The 17,560-nt window shown below is 69.1% G+C and carries 17 protein-coding genes and 1 pseudogene; 8 read left to right on the plus strand and 10 right to left on the minus strand.

Features of this window, described 5'->3' with window-relative positions; all coding sequences use genetic code 11:
- Positions 1 to 24: 24 nt before the first annotated feature.
- Together atpG and atpC are read left to right on the plus strand one after the other, a co-directional pair.
- Positions 25 to 891 carry an ATP synthase F1 subunit gamma gene (atpG, locus tag WJ35_RS26575; RefSeq protein ID WP_059814191.1) on the plus strand — a complete coding sequence of 289 codons (867 nt, stop codon included), beginning with the start codon at positions 25 to 27 and terminating at the stop codon, positions 889 to 891.
- Positions 892 to 912: 21 nt separating this feature from the next.
- The gene (gene atpC, locus WJ35_RS26580) at positions 913 to 1,365 is read left to right on the plus strand and encodes an ATP synthase F1 subunit epsilon (RefSeq protein ID WP_069240647.1); all 453 of its coding nucleotides are present in this window, start codon (positions 913 to 915) and stop codon (positions 1,363 to 1,365) included.
- A 46-nt stretch (positions 1,366 to 1,411) separates the two neighbouring features.
- On the opposite strand, the gene WJ35_RS32405 is transcribed toward atpC, so the two are convergent.
- On the minus strand, positions 1,412 to 1,630 hold the full coding sequence (locus WJ35_RS32405) for a DUF1653 domain-containing protein (protein WP_059964056.1): 219 nt from the start codon (positions 1,628 to 1,630) through the stop codon (positions 1,412 to 1,414).
- A 75-nt stretch (positions 1,631 to 1,705) separates the two neighbouring features.
- Complete coding sequence (locus WJ35_RS32410) at positions 1,706 to 2,149, minus strand: GNAT family N-acetyltransferase (protein WP_069240379.1); 444 nt, start codon at positions 2,147 to 2,149, stop codon at positions 1,706 to 1,708.
- Positions 2,150 to 2,341: 192 nt separating this feature from the next.
- Between WJ35_RS32410 and WJ35_RS26595 the strand changes: the two genes are divergently transcribed.
- Positions 2,342 to 2,965 carry an HAD hydrolase-like protein gene (locus tag WJ35_RS26595; protein ID WP_069240648.1) on the plus strand — a complete coding sequence of 208 codons (624 nt, stop codon included), beginning with the start codon at positions 2,342 to 2,344 and terminating at the stop codon, positions 2,963 to 2,965.
- Between the two features lie 372 nt (positions 2,966 to 3,337).
- The gene (locus WJ35_RS26600) at positions 3,338 to 3,910 is read left to right on the plus strand and encodes a DUF4142 domain-containing protein (protein WP_069240380.1); all 573 of its coding nucleotides are present in this window, start codon (positions 3,338 to 3,340) and stop codon (positions 3,908 to 3,910) included.
- 88 nt (positions 3,911 to 3,998) lie between these two features.
- On the opposite strand, the pseudogene WJ35_RS26605 reads toward WJ35_RS26600, so the two are convergent.
- Positions 3,999 to 4,187, minus strand: a pseudogene (locus tag WJ35_RS26605) (GNAT family N-acetyltransferase); the annotation flags it as partial.
- 37 nt (positions 4,188 to 4,224) lie between these two features.
- Positions 4,225 to 5,160 (minus strand): LysR family transcriptional regulator, encoded by a 936-nt coding sequence (locus WJ35_RS26610; RefSeq protein WP_060233403.1) that lies wholly within the window; start codon positions 5,158 to 5,160, stop codon positions 4,225 to 4,227.
- A 103-nt stretch (positions 5,161 to 5,263) separates the two neighbouring features.
- Here WJ35_RS26610 and lysA point away from each other — a divergent pair, with 103 nt between their 5' ends.
- Entirely contained in the window at positions 5,264 to 6,502 is a 1,239-nt protein-coding gene (lysA, locus tag WJ35_RS26615; protein ID WP_069240649.1) for a diaminopimelate decarboxylase, read from the plus strand.
- A gap of 167 nt (positions 6,503 to 6,669) precedes the next feature.
- On the opposite strand, the gene WJ35_RS26620 is transcribed toward lysA, so the two are convergent.
- Positions 6,670 to 7,557, minus strand: a complete 888-nt coding sequence (locus WJ35_RS26620) for a DMT family transporter (RefSeq protein ID WP_069240381.1) — start codon at positions 7,555 to 7,557, stop codon at positions 6,670 to 6,672.
- Between the two features lie 125 nt (positions 7,558 to 7,682).
- Here WJ35_RS26620 and WJ35_RS26625 point away from each other — a divergent pair, with 125 nt between their 5' ends.
- Positions 7,683 to 9,146, plus strand: coding sequence for a PLP-dependent aminotransferase family protein (locus WJ35_RS26625; protein WP_080484452.1), 1,464 nt, complete (start codon positions 7,683 to 7,685; stop codon positions 9,144 to 9,146).
- A 55-nt stretch (positions 9,147 to 9,201) separates the two neighbouring features.
- On the opposite strand, the gene WJ35_RS26630 is transcribed toward WJ35_RS26625, so the two are convergent.
- On the minus strand, positions 9,202 to 10,635 hold the full coding sequence (locus WJ35_RS26630) for a nicotinate phosphoribosyltransferase (RefSeq protein ID WP_069240382.1): 1,434 nt from the start codon (positions 10,633 to 10,635) through the stop codon (positions 9,202 to 9,204).
- A 74-nt stretch (positions 10,636 to 10,709) separates the two neighbouring features.
- A complete protein-coding gene (locus WJ35_RS26635) occupies positions 10,710 to 11,750 on the minus strand; it encodes a bifunctional nicotinamide-nucleotide adenylyltransferase/Nudix hydroxylase (protein WP_060233380.1) in 1,041 nt (346 codons plus the stop codon).
- Between the two features lie 328 nt (positions 11,751 to 12,078).
- Here WJ35_RS26635 and WJ35_RS26645 point away from each other — a divergent pair, with 328 nt between their 5' ends.
- Together WJ35_RS26645 and WJ35_RS26650 are read left to right on the plus strand one after the other, a co-directional pair.
- Positions 12,079 to 12,840, plus strand: a complete 762-nt coding sequence (locus WJ35_RS26645; protein WP_069240383.1) for an N-acetylmuramoyl-L-alanine amidase family protein — start codon at positions 12,079 to 12,081, stop codon at positions 12,838 to 12,840.
- Positions 12,841 to 12,889: 49 nt separating this feature from the next.
- On the plus strand, positions 12,890 to 13,279 hold the full coding sequence (locus WJ35_RS26650; RefSeq protein ID WP_069240384.1) for a lysozyme inhibitor LprI family protein: 390 nt from the start codon (positions 12,890 to 12,892) through the stop codon (positions 13,277 to 13,279).
- A gap of 65 nt (positions 13,280 to 13,344) precedes the next feature.
- Here the strand turns inward: WJ35_RS26650 and WJ35_RS26655 are convergent, their stop codons facing one another.
- The 3 genes from WJ35_RS26655 to WJ35_RS26665 form a co-directional block, all read right to left on the minus strand.
- Positions 13,345 to 14,691 carry a glutamine synthetase family protein gene (locus tag WJ35_RS26655; protein ID WP_069240385.1) on the minus strand — a complete coding sequence of 449 codons (1,347 nt, stop codon included), beginning with the start codon at positions 14,689 to 14,691 and terminating at the stop codon, positions 13,345 to 13,347.
- A gap of 138 nt (positions 14,692 to 14,829) precedes the next feature.
- Positions 14,830 to 15,387: a helix-turn-helix domain-containing protein gene (locus WJ35_RS26660; RefSeq protein WP_042588360.1), complete on the minus strand. Its 558-nt coding sequence runs from the start codon at positions 15,385 to 15,387 to the stop codon at positions 14,830 to 14,832.
- An 18-nt stretch (positions 15,388 to 15,405) separates the two neighbouring features.
- Positions 15,406 to 16,695 (minus strand): NAD(P)/FAD-dependent oxidoreductase, encoded by a 1,290-nt coding sequence (locus tag WJ35_RS26665; protein WP_069240386.1) that lies wholly within the window; start codon positions 16,693 to 16,695, stop codon positions 15,406 to 15,408.
- Positions 16,696 to 17,560: the final 865 nt, after the last annotated feature.

Genomic DNA, 17,560 nt, shown 5'->3' on the forward strand with positions numbered 1-17,560 from the left:
CGCACCCTTTCCGCCGGGACGCTCATGCATATCCGTGAAATCCGCTCGAAGATCGCCAGCACCTCGTCCACGCGCAAGATCACGCGTGCGATGGAGATGATGGCGCGCACCAAGATGGCGAGCGCGCAGAAGCGTGCGCGCGATTTCCGCCCCTACGCCGCCAAGGTGAAAGCGATGGCCGAGCGCCTGATCCGCGACCGGCCCGACTACATGTCGGCGCTGATGGCGCGGCGCGACCCGGTGCGCCGCATCGGCCTGATCGTCGTCAGCACCGATCGCGGGCTGTGCGGCCCGCTCAACGCGCGGCTCCTCGTCCACTGCGTCGACGCGCTCGAGCAATGGGACGAGGCCGGCATCGAGTTCGAACTGAGCGTGATCGGCGCGCGCGGCGTCGCGCCGCTGTCGCGCTATGGCGCGCACATCACCGCCCGCACCGGCAGTCTCGCCGGCGAGCCGCGTTTCGACGCGCTGCTCGGCGCGTTGCTCGTGCCGCTGACCGCGTTCATCAACGGCGAGCTCGACGAAGTGCGCGTCGCGTACAACCGGCTGACGAGCGCGCTGACCTACGAACCGCGGATCGACACGGTGCTGCCGGTCGTCGGCCTCGACGACGCGCCGCACGCCGGCGGCATGTCGTCCGACTACCTGTACGAGCCGGGGCCGCGCCCCGTCGCGGACACCATCCTGCTGCGCTACGTCGAGGCGGTGCTTTATCAGGCCGTCGTCGAAAACTACGCGTGCGAACAATGCGCGCGGATGTTCAGCATGCAGACCGCGACCGACAACGCGGACCGCGTGCTGCGCGACCTGCGCAACCTGTACCAGAAGACCCGGCAGGCGCAGATCACCACCGAGCTGTGCGAGATCGTCGCCGGCGCGGCGGCCGTCTGAAGGAGGCGCATCGTGGAACCCATCCCCGTGCTGCAGCTCGACATCCTGAGCATCGACGACGTGCTGTTTTCCGGCGTCGCGCGCGCCGTGACCGTTCCCGGCGAGAGCGGCGAACTCGGCATCCATCCGCGCCATGCGCCGCTCTTCACGCGGCTGCGGCCCGGCGTCGTGACGGTCACCGACGCGCAGAGCGGCGAACACCGCCGCATTCTCGTCGCGGGCGGCGTGCTGGAAGTGAGCCGGGACGGCGTGACGCTGATCGCCGATCACGCGCTGCGCACGCCCGAACTGGACGCGCTGCGGGCCCGCGAGGCGCGCCACGCGGCCGACGAGTGGCGGCGCGTGCACGCGCAGGAAAACCGGCGCGCATTCGACTTCGCGTCGGCACGCGCGGAGCTGATGGACGAGATCCGGCGGTTCTTCGCGATGGCGATGCGCGACCACGCATCGCACGGCGCCCGCCGCGGCGGCTGACGCGCGGTTCGGTCGGGTTTATCAGCCGGGCGTATCGGTCGGGCGATCAGTCGCGCAGCTTGCGAAAGCGCGGCGTGCCGTCTTCGAGGGTTTCGTTGAACATCGCTTCCGGGCGCACCCACAGCCCGCGCGCATGCGGCCACAAGTGCTCGTAGACGACGAGCGATTCTTCCATTTCGGAATGGCGGGCAACGCCGATCATGCGGTACAGGCCGCCCTTGTAATGGCGGTGAGTCGCGAGTTGTTCGGCTTCCTGCACGGTCATGGTGTGCTTCCTTCTGCGTGACGAAAAGCGCGTATTGTATGCGCCGCTCGGGCCGCATGCGCTTCGCCCCGCGCGTCAGCGCTTCACGTACACGTCCGGGCGGCGGATCTCCATGATGCGCTCGGGATGCGACGGCGGCTCGAAGCCGACCGGCCGGTACAGCGCGTGCGCATCGGACGTCACGAGCATGATGCGGCGCAGCCCCTGCACCATGTCCTGCGCGAACACGTGGTCGATCAGCGCGCGGCCGTAGCCCTTGCCGCGTTCGGCCGGCAGCACGAACACGTCGCACAGGTACGCGAAGGTCGCGTGATCGGTGACGAGCCGCGCGAACCCGACCAGCCGCGCGCCGACGTAGGCGCCGAAGCACAGCGAGCCGTCGATCGAGCGGTCGAACACGTCGCGCGGAATCCCTTTGGACCAGTACGCGTCGCGATGCAGGAAGTCGTAGATCGCGTCGACGTCGAGTTCGTGCTTGTCGGTCGAAAATCTCAGCGTGGCGGGCGGGATATCGGGCACGTCGGTCTCCGGGAGTCGCGGGCGGAGCAGCCACGATAGCGCGCGCCCGGACGAGCGGCAAGCAGCCCGGCCGCGCAGCGAAGGGCTGCGGCGCGAGGTGCGCCGTGGCCCGCGCGTCGCGGCCAAACCGCCCAGCAGCGCTTCCGATTCGGTGCTATCGTCGGCCGCTCGATGAATATCCCGCACCGTTTCATGCCCTATCGACTGATCGCGTTCGACTTCGACGGCACGCTCGCCGACTCGTTCGACTGCTTCCTCGCGGCGCTGTCGCAGGCGTCGCGCCTGCACGGCTTTCGCGACGCGACGCCCGAGCTGCGGCCGGCGCTGCGCGGCCTGTCCGCGCGCGACATCATCCGCGCGCTCGAGGTGCCGCCGTGGAAAGTGCCGCGCGTGACGCTCGACATGCGCCGGCTGATGCAGCAGCGCATCGCGGACGTGACGCTGTTTCCGGGCGTCGCCGAGACCTTCGACGCGCTCGCGGCGCGCGGCGTGCGGATCGCGATTGCGACGTCGAACAGCGAGGCGGTCGTGCGCGACCGGCTCGGCGCGCATGCGTGCCGCCACGTCGGGCACTTCGCGTGCGGCATTCCGCTGTTCGGCAAATCGCGCCGGCTGCGCGCGCTCGCGCGCGACGCAGGGCTGCACGCCGCCGACGTGCTGTACGTCGGCGACGAGATCCGCGACGCGGACGCCGCGCGCCGCGCGCGCATCGCATTTCAAGGCGTCGCGTGGGGCTATACGACGCCGCACGCATTGCAGCCGCATTGCGACACACCGTTGCTGCCGAGCCTCGACGCATTGCTCGATCGCGTATAGCGGCGCGGCGCGTGTTCACGCGCCGCGTTGCAGATTCGACGATGACACGCCGATGACACGCGCGCCGAGCGCGGCCGGGCCGATGCACGTCAGGCACGCAAATTTTGCCGCCATGAAAGCGCGCCGCAGGTAGCCGCTACCTGCACGCTCGCGAGCCCTTCCATTCGTCTTACCAACCGTTACACAAGCGACAGCGCGGTTTCACCTGCGACGCAGACGCTCTCCTAGAATCGGTCGGGCCGGGAAACACTTCGACAGCCGCCTCGGCAGAGCGGCGCTCGAGCCCGGCCCGGGCCGCGCCCCGGCCTCTCGCAACAGCAGCGGATCACGCGATCCGTCCATTGAACAGAGCCCCGATAGAAAGGAGGTCCCATGAACCGTTTTCCGAACGCTTCGCGCCTTGCGCTGTCTGCCGCCGGTCTGCTTCTCGTCGCCGTGACGGCGACCGCGCAAACGGCGCAGCCGTCGGCGTCCGCGCCGGCCGCGACGACGCAAGCGCGCATCCACGAAGCCGACCAGTCGTTCATCAACGACGGCACGAAAACCGTCTCGACGCAACGCGGCGCGGCGCGAATCGCCGACTCCCGCACGTCGGACAGCCAGGTCAAGGCATTCGCGCAGCGCGTGATCGCCGACGATGAAAAGATCATCCAGGCCATGCGCGCTGCGAGCCCGCGCGGCGTCGACGTGCCGCACAACGATCCGGACACGGCCGTGCTCGACAGCATCAAGACCCTGCGCGGCGCGGAATTCGACAAGGCCTATATCGAGCAGGTCGCGCTGGCCGGCCAGCAGAAGGCGATCTCGGCGTTCCAGGCTGAAATCGCGGCGGGCCGCGACACGAAGCTGAAGGAAGTCGCGCGCCAGGCGCTGCCGATCCTGCAGAAGCACTACGCGGACGCGCAGAAGCTCGCGCAGCGTCATCACCTCGCATCGGCGCAGTAACGCGCCGGGCATGCCGCGCGTGGCGCGGCTGCCTGCTTCCCTGTCTCGCCGCCGCCGGCCCCTCTCCCGGCGGCGGCCCCACCGCCCGCTACCGCGCGAGCCTCTCCCGCAGCCGCGCCTTCACGCCGGGCCATTCGTCGTCGATGATGCTGAAGCGCGCCGAGTTGCGTTTGCGGCCGTCCGGCATGATCCGCTCGTGACGCACGATCCCCTCCTGTTTCGCGCCGAGCCGCAGGATCGCCGCGCGCGATTTCTCGTTGAGCTCGTCCGTCGTGAACGGGAGAACGGCGAGGGGAAACGGCGCGAAGCGTCCATCATACGGCCGCGCGCCGGCCGAGATGCGCGGCGAGCCGGCCGCGGATCGCATCCGCCTCGTCGCGCAGCGCGCTGGTGAACGCATCGACGAGCATGCTTTTCGGCCGGTGCTCGGGCACGATCACGCTGACCCGGTAAGGAAACGAGCGCGCGAGCGGCCGGATCTGCAGGTCGCGCCCCGCGAAATCGAGCGCGGTCAGCGGATTGACGATCGCCGCGCCGAGCCCCTGGCGCACGAACGCGCACACGGACACGGCCGACGGCGTCTCGACGACCGAGCGCGGCGCGACGCCGAGCTGCGCGAACGCCTCGTCGATCATGATCCGGTACGGGTCGTTCAGCGACAGGCTGACGAACGGGCGATCCGCGAGATCCGCGAGCTCGATCGTCCCCTTCGCGAGCAGCGGATGGCCGTCCGGCAGCACGCACACCTCGTCGGCCTCGAACAGCGGCGCGAGGACGGTGCCGGCCGGCGCGACGTCGTGCTCGGTGAGGCCGAGGTCGTAGCGCTGCGCGGTGAGCCACTCCTCGAGCACCGGCGACTCCTGCGTCGCGACCGACACGCTGACGCCTGCATGCGCCGCATGAAAGCGCCGGCACGCACCCGGCAGGATCGCGTGCGAGAACGCCGGCAGCGCGATCACCGACAGTTGGCCGTCGCGAAACTCGCGCAGCCGCGCGGCCGTCGCCGCGACACGCTCCAGCCCCACATACGCGAGCCGCACGTCGTCGAACAGCGTGAGCGCGGCCATCGTCGGCCGCAGCCGCCCGTGCGCGCGCTCGAACAGCGCGAAGCCGACGATCTGCTCCATCCGCGCGAGCTCGCGGCTGATCGTCGGCTGCGACGTGTAGAGCATCTCGGCCGCGCGGGTCGCGCTGCCGGTGACCATCAGCGCGCGGAACACTTCGATGTGGCGATGCGTGAGCGTAGCCATATATATCCGGAATGAATCGAATATCGACAAAATGGCATTTTACTGGATGACCATTCGGGCGCATCATGCCCTCTATCCGTTCATTCGACCCGATTCATTCGTCATGTCCCTCGATTCCCGCCAGCTCGCGACACTCGCTCAACAATACGGCACCCCGCTGTGGGTCTACGACGCCGACGTCATCCGCGACCGCATCGCGCAACTGCGCCGGTTCGACGTGATCCGGTACGCGCAGAAGGCCTGCTCGAACGTCCACATCCTGAAGCTGATGCGCGACGAAGGCGTGCTCGTCGACGCGGTGTCGCTCGGCGAGATCGAGCGCAGCCTCGCGGCGGGGTTCCGGCCGGATGGCGACCCCGAAGGCGTCGTGTTCACGGCTGACCTGATCGACCGCCCGACGCTCGCGGCGGTGCTCAAGCACGGCGTGACCGTGAACGCGGGCTCGCTCGACATGCTCGCGCGCATCGGCGAGCATGCGAGCGGCCACCGCGTGTGGCTGCGCATCAACCCGGGCTTCGGCCACGGCCACAGCAACAAGACCAACACAGGCGGCCCGCAGAGCAAGCACGGCATCTGGATCGGCGACGTGCCGCGCGCGATCGAGATCGTGCGCCAGCACGGGCTGAAGCTCGTCGGCATCCACATGCACATCGGCTCGGGCGTCGACTACGGCCACCTGTCGCAGGTGTGCGACGCGATGGTCGACCTCGTCACGTCGCTCGGCCACGACATCGACGCAATCTCGGCGGGCGGCGGCCTGTCGATCCCGTACCGCGACGGCGAGCCGCGCGTCGACGTCGATCACTACTTCAGCCAGTGGGACGCCGCGCGCAAGCGGATCGAGCAGCATCTCGGCCACCCGGTGCGCATCGAGATCGAGCCGGGCCGCTTCCTCGTCGCCGAATCCGGCACGCTCGTCGCCGAAGTGCAATCGGTCAACCGCCGGCCGAAGCACGACTTCGTGCTGATCGACGCGGGCTTCAACGACCTGATGCGCCCGGCGATGTACGGCAGCCATCACGGCATCACCGTGCACGCGCCCGACGGCGCGGAACCCGGCGGCCGGCCGCTCGCGCACGTCGCGATCGCCGGGCCGCTGTGCGAATCCGGCGACGTGTTCACGCAGGACGCGGGCGGCGTGGTCACGCACCGTCATCTGCCGCAGCCGCAGATCGGCGACCTGCTGTTCCTGCACGATGCGGGCGCATACGGCTCGTCGATGTCGTCGAACTACAACAGCCGGCCGCTCGCGCCGGAAGTGCTCGTCGATCGCGGCGCGCCGCGCCTGATCCGGCGCCGGCAGACGATCACCGAGCTGCTCGCGCTCGAGACCTTCGAGTAACGCGCGCCGCCCAAATCCGCACCCGCGCCCGCGCCGCGTTCGGCGAGCCGAACGCCAACGGCCGCGCAATGCCGCTACCGGCATGCGCGGCCGTTTCGTTGTCAGGCGATTGCGCTCGCGGCGATCGTTGAACGTCGTCGCCTGACCCGCCGCCGCGCAGTCACGCGTCAGCCCGCGCGCTGCACCGGCGCCATCTTCGAGAAGTACTTCGCGCCGGCCACGCAGCCGACCACGACCGCCGTCACGACGAGCATCGACGCCGGCACCGGCTCGTGCAGCAGCCCGGCGGCCAGCACCAACCCGAAGAACGGCTGCAGCAGCTGCAACTGGCCGACGCCCGCGATGCCGCCGAGCGCGAGCCCGCGATACCAGAACACGAAGCCGATCAGCATGCTGAACAGCGACACGTACGCGAGCCCCCACAGCGCACCGGCGTCGACGCCGTCGAACGACGCGGGCCGCGTGATCCACGCGAGCGGCAGCATCACCGGCAGCGACAGCACGAGCGCCCACGAGATCACCTGCCAGCCGCCGAGATGCCGCGACAGGCGCGCCCCTTCCGCATAGCCGAGCCCGCACGCGACGATCGACGCGAACATCAGCGCGTCGCCGACCGGCGACGCCTCGCCGCCGTTGCGCAGCGCGAATGCGGCAACCGCGCCGCTGCCGATGAGCGAGAAGGCCCAGAACGGCAGCCGCGGCCGCTCGCCGCCGCGCCACACGCCGAACAGCGCGGTCGCGAGCGGCAGCAGCCCGACGAACACGATCGCGTGGGCCGATGTCACGTGCCGCAGCGCGAGCGCCGTCAGCAGCGGGAAGCCGACCACGACCCCGAGCGCAACGACCGCCAGCGACACGGCTTCGCCGCGCGTCGGCCGCTGCTGCTTCAACGCGACGAGCAGCAGCAGGCCGAGCACGCCGGCGATCGTCGCGCGCGCGAACGTCAGGAACATCGGATCGAGCCCCTGCACCGCGACCCGCGTCGCGGGCAGCGAGCCGCTGAAGATGATGACGCCCAGCAGGCCGCTGAGCCATCCGTCGGTGGACTTTTGCACGGGAATTCCTGATCGAAGATGAATAGCCGATGATCCGCCCGCCGCCAAAAGCGCGTAAGCTACAGCGCAATACAATTCGACCAAACTGTACTGGACAAACGTCCGTACAGTTCATGCCTTTCACCATGAACCGCATCGATCAGGACCTGGCCCCGCCCGCGCCGTCGCGCACGCGCGTGGAAACCGTGATGGAGACGCTGCGCGCGCGGATCGCGAGCCGCGCGCTGATGCCCGGTGCGCGGGTGCCGTCGATCCGGACGATGGCCGACGCGCTGCGGGTGTCGAAGTCGACCGTCGTCGACGCTTACGAGCGGCTCGCCGGCGAAGGCGTGCTGGTCGCGCGGCGCGGGTCGGGCTTCTACGTGTCGGGCCACGCGCCGCCGCTTGCGCTCGCGGATCTCGGGCCGCGCCTCGATCGCGAACTCGATCCGCTGTGGCTGTCGCGCCAGTCGCTCGAAGCGGCCTCGACGGCCACGGCCGTGAAGCCCGGCTGCGGCTGGCTGCCGTCGTCGTGGCTGCCCGACGAGAGCCTGCGCCGCGCGCTGCGCGCCGTATCGCGCGACGAGCCCGACGCGCTCACCGGCTACGCGACGCCGCTCGGCCTGCCCGCGCTGCGCCAGCAGCTCGCGTGGCGGCTCGCGCAGCATGGCGTCCATGCGGAACCCGCGCAGATCATGCTGACCGACGGCGGCACGCACGCGCTCGATCTCGTGTGCCGCCTGCTGCTGGAGCCGGGCGACACGGTCGTGCTCGACGACCCGTGCTACTTCAACTTCCAGGCGCTGCTGCGCGCGCACCGCGCGCGGATCGTCAGCGTCCCGTACACGCCGAACGGCCCCGATCTCGCGCGTTTCGAGCAGACGCTCGCCGAGCACCGGCCGCGCCTTTACATCACGAACGCGGCGCTGCACAACCCGACCGGCGCAACGCTCGCGCCGAGCGTCGCGCACCGGCTGCTGACGCTCGCGGCCGAGCACGACCTGCTGATCGTCGAGGACGACATCTTCGCGGACTTCGAGAGCACGCCCGCGCCGCGGCTCGCGGCGTTCGACGGGCTGTCGCGCGTCGTGTCGATCGGCAGCTTCTCGAAGACGCTGTCGGCCGCGATACGCTGCGGCTACGTCGCCGCACGCCCCGAATGGATCGACGCGCTCGTCGACCTGAAGCTCGCGACATCGTTCGGCAATGCGCAGATCGGCGCGAACGTCGTGCACCGGCTGCTCGTCGACGGCACGTACCGGCGCCATCTGGACGGCCTGCGCGCAAATCTCGCGGACGCGATGGGCGAAACGATCCGGCGCCTCGCGCGCGCCGGGCTCGGGATCTGGACGGAGCCGCGCGGCGGCCTGTTCGTGTGGGCGCAGTTGCCGGACGGGCTCGACGCCGCGCGCGTCGCGCGCCACGCGCTCGACCATGACGTCGTGCTCGCGCCCGGCAACGTGTTCAGCGCGTCGCGCAGCGCGACGTCGTTCCTGCGCTTCAACGTGTCGCGCTGCAAGGGGCCGGCGGTGTTCGATGCGCTGGCGCGTGCGATGGAGGCGGCGCGGCGCGCGGAACACGGCGGGTCCACGCTGGCCGGCGAACGATGACGCTCGCCGGCGTCGCGGCGCATGTCGGGGCGAACCAGCGCCCCGACGCCGACCTTCACACTTCGGCCGCGTGCGCCCTCGCCCGCACGTCGGCCAGCGACACGTCGACCAGCAGCCGCCCCGTATCGAACACCGTCACGAGCGCATCGTCCCATTCGCTTTCGACCACACGATCATCCCACGCGACCGGCAGCGTCACGGTCCGGTACTCGCCGGTCCGGCAATTGCGCAGCAACGTGAGCCGCCCCTTCTTCGACCGCTTGCCCTGATCGGTGACCGGGTCCTTGCAGACTTCGCGCCACACGCCGCCGCGCCGGATCGCCGAGCACTTCATCGCGAAGCGCTGCGTGTCGCGGTTCACCTGCTGCAGCAGCGCGCCGCCCATCCCGAACACGGCGTTGCCGGCCGCATAGCCCGCATCGTCGAGCGCGGCCAGAATCGCCTCGATCGAATTCGCGTCGACGCCGTCGCCCTGGATCACGCGCACGTGGTTCAGCACGCGCCGGCCCTTGCCGTTGAGCGTCGAGCCGAACGACGCGTCGAGCGCGCGCACGGTCTGCAGCACGATCGTCACCGGATCGCCGGAATCGGGCCGCACGACGAGCGTCGCGCCCGAGTCGATCACGGCCTGCTTCAGCTCGCCGCCCCACAGGTCGAGCGCGGCGAACAAATCGTAGGAATCCGATACGACCGACACGATCGCGCCCGGCAGGCCGAAGCGGCGCAGCATGTTCCGGTACGCATCGGCCTCGCCTTCGCGGCCCCACGACGTGATCGTGCTGTGCTCGGCCGCCGGCACCGAATACGCGGCCATCGGCTCGCGGTAGAAAAGGTTCGCGGCAAGCACGCCGAGCACCGTATCCGAGCCCATGAAACTGACGAGGTGGGCGGCGCCGCCGATCGCCGCCGATTCCGCGCTCGACACGCCGCGCGCGCCGAAGTCGTGCAGCTTGAACGGCAGTTGCGCGAGGTCGTCGTCGGTTTTCTCGAGGAAGCGGCGGATCGTCTGCCGCAGGTGCCAGCTCTGCGTCGCGACCGTCACCGGATACCACACGCGCAGCAGCATCGTCTCCAGGTACGACGCCAGCCAGAACACCTGCGGGTCGTCGCATTCGACGGTCATCAGCACGTTGTGCGTCGGCACGACCGAGCCCTCCGGCACCGCGCGGATCTTCACCGGCAGGTAGCCGTCGTAGCGCTCGACGATGTAGCGCCAGCCGGCTTCGTTGAATGGCTCGCCGTGCACCGCGAAGAAATCGCGCGCGTCGTCGATCATCGCGTGCGTGACCGGCTTGCACAGATATTCCTTCAGCAGCATCTGCAGGCCGAAGAACAGCGTGCGCTCGTAGCGGCCGCCGCGCGATTCGACGTACGAGAACATCGCGGTCGCGTCGGCCGGATATTGCAGGAAGTGGGATGCCTTGTACGAATCCGTGTTGAGGATCGGATTGGCGAGAACCGCGGCAAAGCCGCCGAGATCGTTTTGCATGGCTAGAGCTCCTCTAGGCCGTTGAGATGCCGCCGCGTCTGTCGCGACGGACCGGAATGCGGGGAATCAGCGGATCACAGCTTCCCCAGGAAGTGATAGGCGATGTCGAAGTGATCCTCGAACATCACGCTGCGCATCTGCGCGAATTCGTTGAGCGGCACCCAGCGCGCCTTGTCGGCATCGTCGCTGCCCTTCACGCGCGGCAGCTCGCCGGTCGGGAAGCTGAACAGGCACGCGTGCGTGATCGTGCGGCCGCGCAGCGAGCGGGTCGGATGATCGAACACCTGGCGGTCCTTCAGCGAGCCGCGCAGCACGGGCTCGGGCAGCTTCAGCCCGGTTTCCTCGCGCAGCTCGCGAATGCACGCGGTATCGAGCCTTTCGTCCTGGTTCACGAAGCCGCCCGGCAACGCCCACAGGCCGCGGCCGGGCTCGCTGCGACGGCGCACGAGCAGGATGTGGCCGGAATGCACGACGACCGCGTCGACGGTCACGAACGTGACCGGATACGGCGCCGCCGCCCACGCCTTGCGATACGCGGCGATGAACTCGGCTTCCGCCTTGAGCTGCGCGAATTCCGGCTGCGTGCGGAACCGCTCGAGCCAGCCGAACACGGGCTCGGGCACGGCCCATTGCACGAAGCTGTTGGGGCGTTCCGCGAAATACTGGTCGCGGATTTCGGTGGCGGAGATGTCTTCCGTCGCATCGGCCTCGACCAGCTCCCATTGCGGGAACATCCGCAGGTAATACGACGTGGCGTCCTTCTCGTGGCCGATCAGCCCGACCTTCTTGTGCGCGACGTCGCCGAGCGCGGACGCGACGGCATCCTGCACCCAGCGCACCCAGTCGCCGTCGTTGTACGTCGAGTCCTGCACGGGGGCGATCGTCACGCGGTCGCGCTCGGACGCGTCGAGCAGCGAGGCCAGCATCTGGCGGCGCTCGTCGAACGAGAACGGATCCTTGATGGTGCGGGGCTTGTCGGTCGACCCGATCAGCACGCAGACGCGCTCGGCCCGGCTCAGCGCCGACTTCAGCACGTTCAGGTGGCCACGATGCGGAGGCTGGAAACGACCGATGAAGACAAGCGCGTCGAAGCGCCTGGTGTGTTGCGTACTCATGAGGCTCCCTCAAGAGATTGAAACGCTTCGGGTCTGTCCCGAAGGCATGGACGCAATCGTAGGAGAATTCGCCGCGAAAATCAATCGAGCGCGCGCTCGACTCGAGCGCAATGCGGCGCGACGGCGGCTTCGTCCGATCCGCACCGCTTGCCGTTGACGCGGCCCGCGGCGGCACCCACGTTGCCGCGCCGAGCACGCGTGCGCGCCGCGCATTCGGTCATTGCCTCGCCGCGCGCAGCCGCTATAATCGCGCCACATTCCGACTGCTTGAGCAGGCCGTCGGCGCGACGGGGATGCGACGCGCCGGATGCCCATCTCGACGACAACAATGACAAACCGAACCGTTCGACGCCTTCGTTCGTCCACGCGCGCCGTTGCGCGCCTGCTCGCGTGCATGCCGCTGCTGGCTGCGCCGCTCGTGGCTGGCGCGGCCCGCGCCGCCGGCCCCGACGCGCCGCCGCCGTCCGCCCGCTACATCGTCGTCGACACCGGCCATACGCCGGCCCATCCGGGCGCGACCGGCGCGAGCGGCCGCGTCGAATACCGCTACAACCTGGATCTGTCCACCGCCGTCGCCGACACGCTCGTCGCCCACGGCGACCGCGTGCTGCGCACGGCCGCGGACGGCCGCGAGATCAAGCTGGACCAGCGCTCGACGCAGGCGCCCGATGCCAACCTGTTCGTGTCGATCCATCACGACTCGATGCAGCAGCAGTTCATCGACGCCGGCCGGCAGCGCGAATTCCGCGGCTTCTCGGTATTCGTGTCGGAGCGCAATCCGCATTACGAACAGAGCCTGCGCTGCGCGAAGGCGATCGCCGGGAAGCTGGTCGCGGCAGGCGAGACGCCGTCGCTCTATCACGCGCAGCCGATCCGCGGCGAGAACCGTCCGCTGATCGACCCGCATCTCGGCATCCACCGCTTCGACGATCTCGTCGTGCTGCGCACCGCGCCGGTTCCGGCCGTGCTCGTCGAAGCCGGCGTGATCGTCAACCCCGACGAAGAGAAGCGGCTCGCGCAGCACGACACGATCCAGCGCCTGTCCGCCGCGATCGCGGGCGGCATCGACGCATGTACGGCGGCCCGCTGAAGACGCGGCCGCCCGCTTTCAACGGTTTTACCCAGTGAGGAGCACTACGATGAAGAAGAAGAATCTTCTCGCATCCTGCGCGCTGTTCGCGCTTGCCGTTCCGTTCGCCGCGCACGCGGCCGGCTGCGCGAAGCCGCGCGGCGCATTCGACCAGGTGTACTGCAGCAGCACGCAGTTCTCGCAGCTCGACCGCGAGCTGAACGACCAGTACGGCCGCCTGCGCAAGCAGCTGAGCGGCGACCAGCAGGCGTCGCTGAAGACGGGTCAGCTCGCGTGGCTCAAGCAGCGCGACGACCGCTGCAGCGAAACGCGCGACGACGGCTACCTCGTGAACCTGCAATGCGCGATCGACGCAACGCAATCGCGGCTGACGTTCCTGCGCGAACGTGAACGCGAGTGCACGAGCACCGGCTGCGTCACGGCCAAGCTCGGCGACTGAGCGTTGCCCCGGTTCCGCGCCGTGCCACGCCTCGGTCGCGGCGCGGGACCGTCATCGCGCCGCGCTCACAGAAACCACCGATACTCCCGCGCCCCGATCTCGTTGCGAAAATCCAGCTCTTCCTGCCGCTTGTTCTCGCAGTAGACCATCACGAACTCGCCGCCGAGCCCTTCGCGCACCGCCGGATGATCCTGCATCGCGGCAACCGCCGACAGCATGTCCTTCGGGAAATCGATGCCGCTGCCGCGATCGTCGTTGAGCGGCGCGATCGGCTCCTTGCCCGCGTCGAGCCCGTATTCCATCCCGGTCAGGATCGCCGCCAGCACGAGATACGGATTCGCATCCGCGCTCGCGAGGCGATGCTCGATCCGCAGGTTGCCCGCATCCGATTCGGGAATCCGGATGCATGCGTCGCGATCCTCGAATCCCCAGCTCGCGCGGCTCGCCGCGTTCACCATCGACCCGTAGCGCCGGAACGCGTTGTGGTTCGGCGCGAACACCGGCATGCAGTGCGGCAGCAGCGCGAGGCAGCCCGCGACCGCATGGCGCAGCGGACGCTGCCCGTGCGCCGCCAGCAGGTTGCGCCCCGCTTCGTCGTACAGGCTCACGTGCACGTGCATGCCGCTGCCCGGCGCATGCAGGTACGGCTTGCCCATGAAGCTTGCGCGATAGCCGTGCCGCAGCGCGACGCCGCGCGTGCTGCGGCAGAACAGCGCCGACCAGTCCGCCGCACGCAGCCCGTCGTCGGTGTGGCCGAAGTTGATCTCGAACTGTCCGGGCCCGAGCTCGGCGGTGATCACGGTCGCATCGACGCCCTGCTCGCACGCAGCCTCGACCATCTCGTGCAGCACGTCGGAGAACCGCGACAGCCGCTCGATATGCATGTTCGGCTGATCGTCGCGGTCGTCGCTCAGGCGGTCGCGCGGATACTGCGGCAGGCCGTCCGCGAGCTGCGCGGCGAACAGGTAGAACTCGAGCTCGAACGCGACGACCGGGCGAATCCCCCGCTTCGCGAAGCGCCGCAGCACGCGCGCGAGCACTTCGCGCGGCTCGAACTCGATCGGCGCGTCGGTGCCGTCGGAGCTGATCAGCATCTGCGCGAGCGGCTGGCTTTCCCAGCGCACCCGCTTCAGCGTGCCGGGAACCAGCCGGCGCGGCGCATCCGGGTCGCCGTCGTTGAAGCAGTAGTCGCCGATCTTGTACAGGCCGCCCTGCGTGCCGAGCAGCACGCAGTTCTGCGGCAGCTTCAGCAGCGAGCCCGATGCGACCTTCTCGAGCGCGTCGATCGGATAGCGCTTGCCGTAGAAGTGGCCGGGCAGGTCCAGGCAGATCAGGTCGACATAGCGGATCTCGGGGTGCGCGTGGCGGAATGCACGGACTTCATCGACCAATGCGGAAACGACGTCAGCCATGATTCATCCTTTCGTTCGAGTGTGACGATGCCGCGTCGCGGCGAACCGGGACCGAACGGCCTGCGCAGCGCCGCTCGCCCCATCGATCAGTACGTCAAACCATGTGCTTCGAACGCAGCGTGCCGCCGCGACGACGACTCAGGTGAACACCCAGATGACCCGCGTGGGCTGGTCGGTCAGGTTCGCGTAGCGGAACCGCTTGTGGGCGGGCAGCTGGAACGCATCGTTCGGGCCGAGCGTGACGGGCGTGTCATCGCCGTCGAGCCAGATCGTCAGTTCGCCTTCGAGCACGAAGCCGCCCTGCTCGTCGCTGTCGTCGACGGGCCGGTCGCCGCTGCTCGCGCCCGGCGCAAGATGGCTCTCGAGGACCGAGAAGCGCGCGCGCATGCTCGGCGACACGAGGATGTCCGTGATGCCGGCCGCGTAGTACACGGTGCGACGCTCGCCGGGCCGCGTGACCCACGGCACGGAGCGCGGCTTGTCCAGGCTGTAGAAGTACGTGGTCGGCACGCCGAGCGCCTCGCCGATCGCCGTCAGGTCCGCGACGGTCGGACGCGACAGCCCCCGCTCGACCTGCGACAGGAAGCCGACCGAGCGGCCGATCCGGTCGGCCAGCTCGTTCAGCGTGACCTTGCGGTGCTTGCGCAAATCGCGGATCAGGATCGCCAGGCTTTCGATTTCTTCCTGTTCGTTCATCGTGTGCTCCGGGGAACTTCAGACGGTGTCGCGCAGCCGGTACCAGGCCTTGCCGATCGCCTCCAGCGGCGCGGCGAACCGGCCGCCGCCGGGGAAGCGCGGGTTGCGGATGCGCTGGTACAGCGCGAGGAGCCGGTCGTCGCCGAGCACCGCGTCGGCGACGGCGCGCGCGCCCGCGAGCGTCGGCAGCACGCCGTGGCCGGAAAACCCCTGCAGCCAGTAGCGCTGCCCGCAACGGCCGAGGTCCGGCGTACGGCGCATGCTGATGTCGATGTGGCCGCCCCATGCGTAGTCGAGCGGCACGCCGCGCAGCTGCGGAAACACGCGTTCGAGGTGCGGCCGCGTCGCCGCCGCGATGTCCGCGGGGATGCCGCCGAGATACGTGCAGCCGCCGCCGAACAGCAGGCGCCCGTCGGGGCTCAGGCGGAAGTAGTCGGGCACGAACTGGTTGTCGATCACGCAGTTGTCGCGCGGCAGCAGCGAGCGCGCGAGCTCGGGTTCGAGCGGCGCGGTCGCGACCTGGTAGGTGCCGACCGGCAGCAGCCGGCGCGACAGTCCGGGATCGAGCCGGTCGACGTACGCGTTGCACGCGAGCACCAGCACGTCCGCGCGCGCTTCGCCGGCGGCGGTGCGCGCGACGTAGCCGCCGGCCGTCTCGCTCAGGTCGAGCACGCGGCTCTGCTCGAAGATGCGGCCGCCCGCGCGCTCGATCGTCTGCGCGAGACCGAGCGCGAGTTTCAGCGGATTCAGGTGCCCGGCCTCGGGATCGTAGAGCGCCGCGAGATAACGCGCGCTGCCGATCCAGCCGGGCATCTCGGCGTGCGGAATCACGCGCAGCCGGTCGCAGCCCCAGCGCTCGGCCGCTTCGTCGCGCGCCTGCGCGAGCATCGCAACGCGACGCGGCCGCACCGCCGCCCACAGGCTGCCCGGCCGGTAATCGATGTCGAAGCCGTGGCGCGCCGGCAGGTCGCGCACCTCGGCCGCCGCCCAGCGCATGCTGTCCCACAGCGCGCGTGCGCCGTCGCGGCCGAGCGCCTCCTCGAGCGGCGGCATGTCGCACGACCAGCCGAGCAGCGCCTGCCCGCCATTGCGGCCCGACGCCGCCCACGCGACCCGGCTCGCTTCGAGCATCACGACGCGCTTGCCCGCGAGCGCAAGACGCAGCGCCGTATGCAGCCCGCTGAAGCCCGCGCCGACGATCAGCACGTCGGCGTCGATACGCTCGTCCAGTTCAGGACGCTGCGGGATCGGTGCCGGGTGGGCAGCGGCGTAGTAGCTTGCGACGTGGCGGTCCGACTGCAGGAACATGCGGGTTTTCGTGAAATTTTTGCAGGTGAATTTCATGAAAAATTAGCACGCCGATTTCATGCGGGCAAGGGGGCGAGCGTGGGGAGGTAAGTCGGTCCGTGTACCGTCCGACGAACCAAATGTCGCCGATTTAGGGCTCTGGTGGCCGAATCGGACATTCGGCAACATTGAGGGACATTCGGCTGGCAGCGCGCGGTGCGCACCAGGCGACCCGTGATATACATCCGAACGCCCGTCGCGAGGGCTTCCCAGCGCGCAACCACCGCCTCGACTGGAGCGCGTCTGATTTAATCAGCACAACGCGGCACGCCGCGTTCGCTGGCTGCAATTAAAGTCCACCCACTCTTGCGCGCACGGCGCGAAAGTTCGCCCGATGATGCCGCCGTGGATGCACCACTTTGCGGCGCCTCAGGCTCGCACACTTCGCAACCGACATGCGATGCAACCGGCGTTATCGACACCGGCAGTAATCCCCGCCATCGAATCGCGTCTGTACGCACACCAAGAAACTCCTGCCGATGTCGAGAGAATTACAACTGTGAGCCACCCCACTGATCCGGATGACTTTCCTCGAGACTGTCGAAGGCGCCATTGGCTGGTACCGCCCGAACAACGTCCAGGTGTCGACATCGCTTCCGCGCGGTTAGGCCGCCACGTAACGATCGGCGCGGGTTCCGTACTACCGGGATGCGAGATTGGCGAAGGTGCCTCCGTCGAGGCCATGTCCCGCGTGACTCAATCTCCTGCGCCTTGGGGTACACATGACGGCGTGCCTGCCCTGCTCATCAAGAAAAGCCGTCGCAGCACCTCCCGACAATGGAGACCGAATTGATCGACTGGCAAGAACGAAGCCGATCGTAAATCC

This window comes from Burkholderia ubonensis (assembly GCF_001718695.1).
GTDB classification, from domain to species: Bacteria; Pseudomonadota; Gammaproteobacteria; order Burkholderiales; family Burkholderiaceae; genus Burkholderia; species Burkholderia ubonensis_B.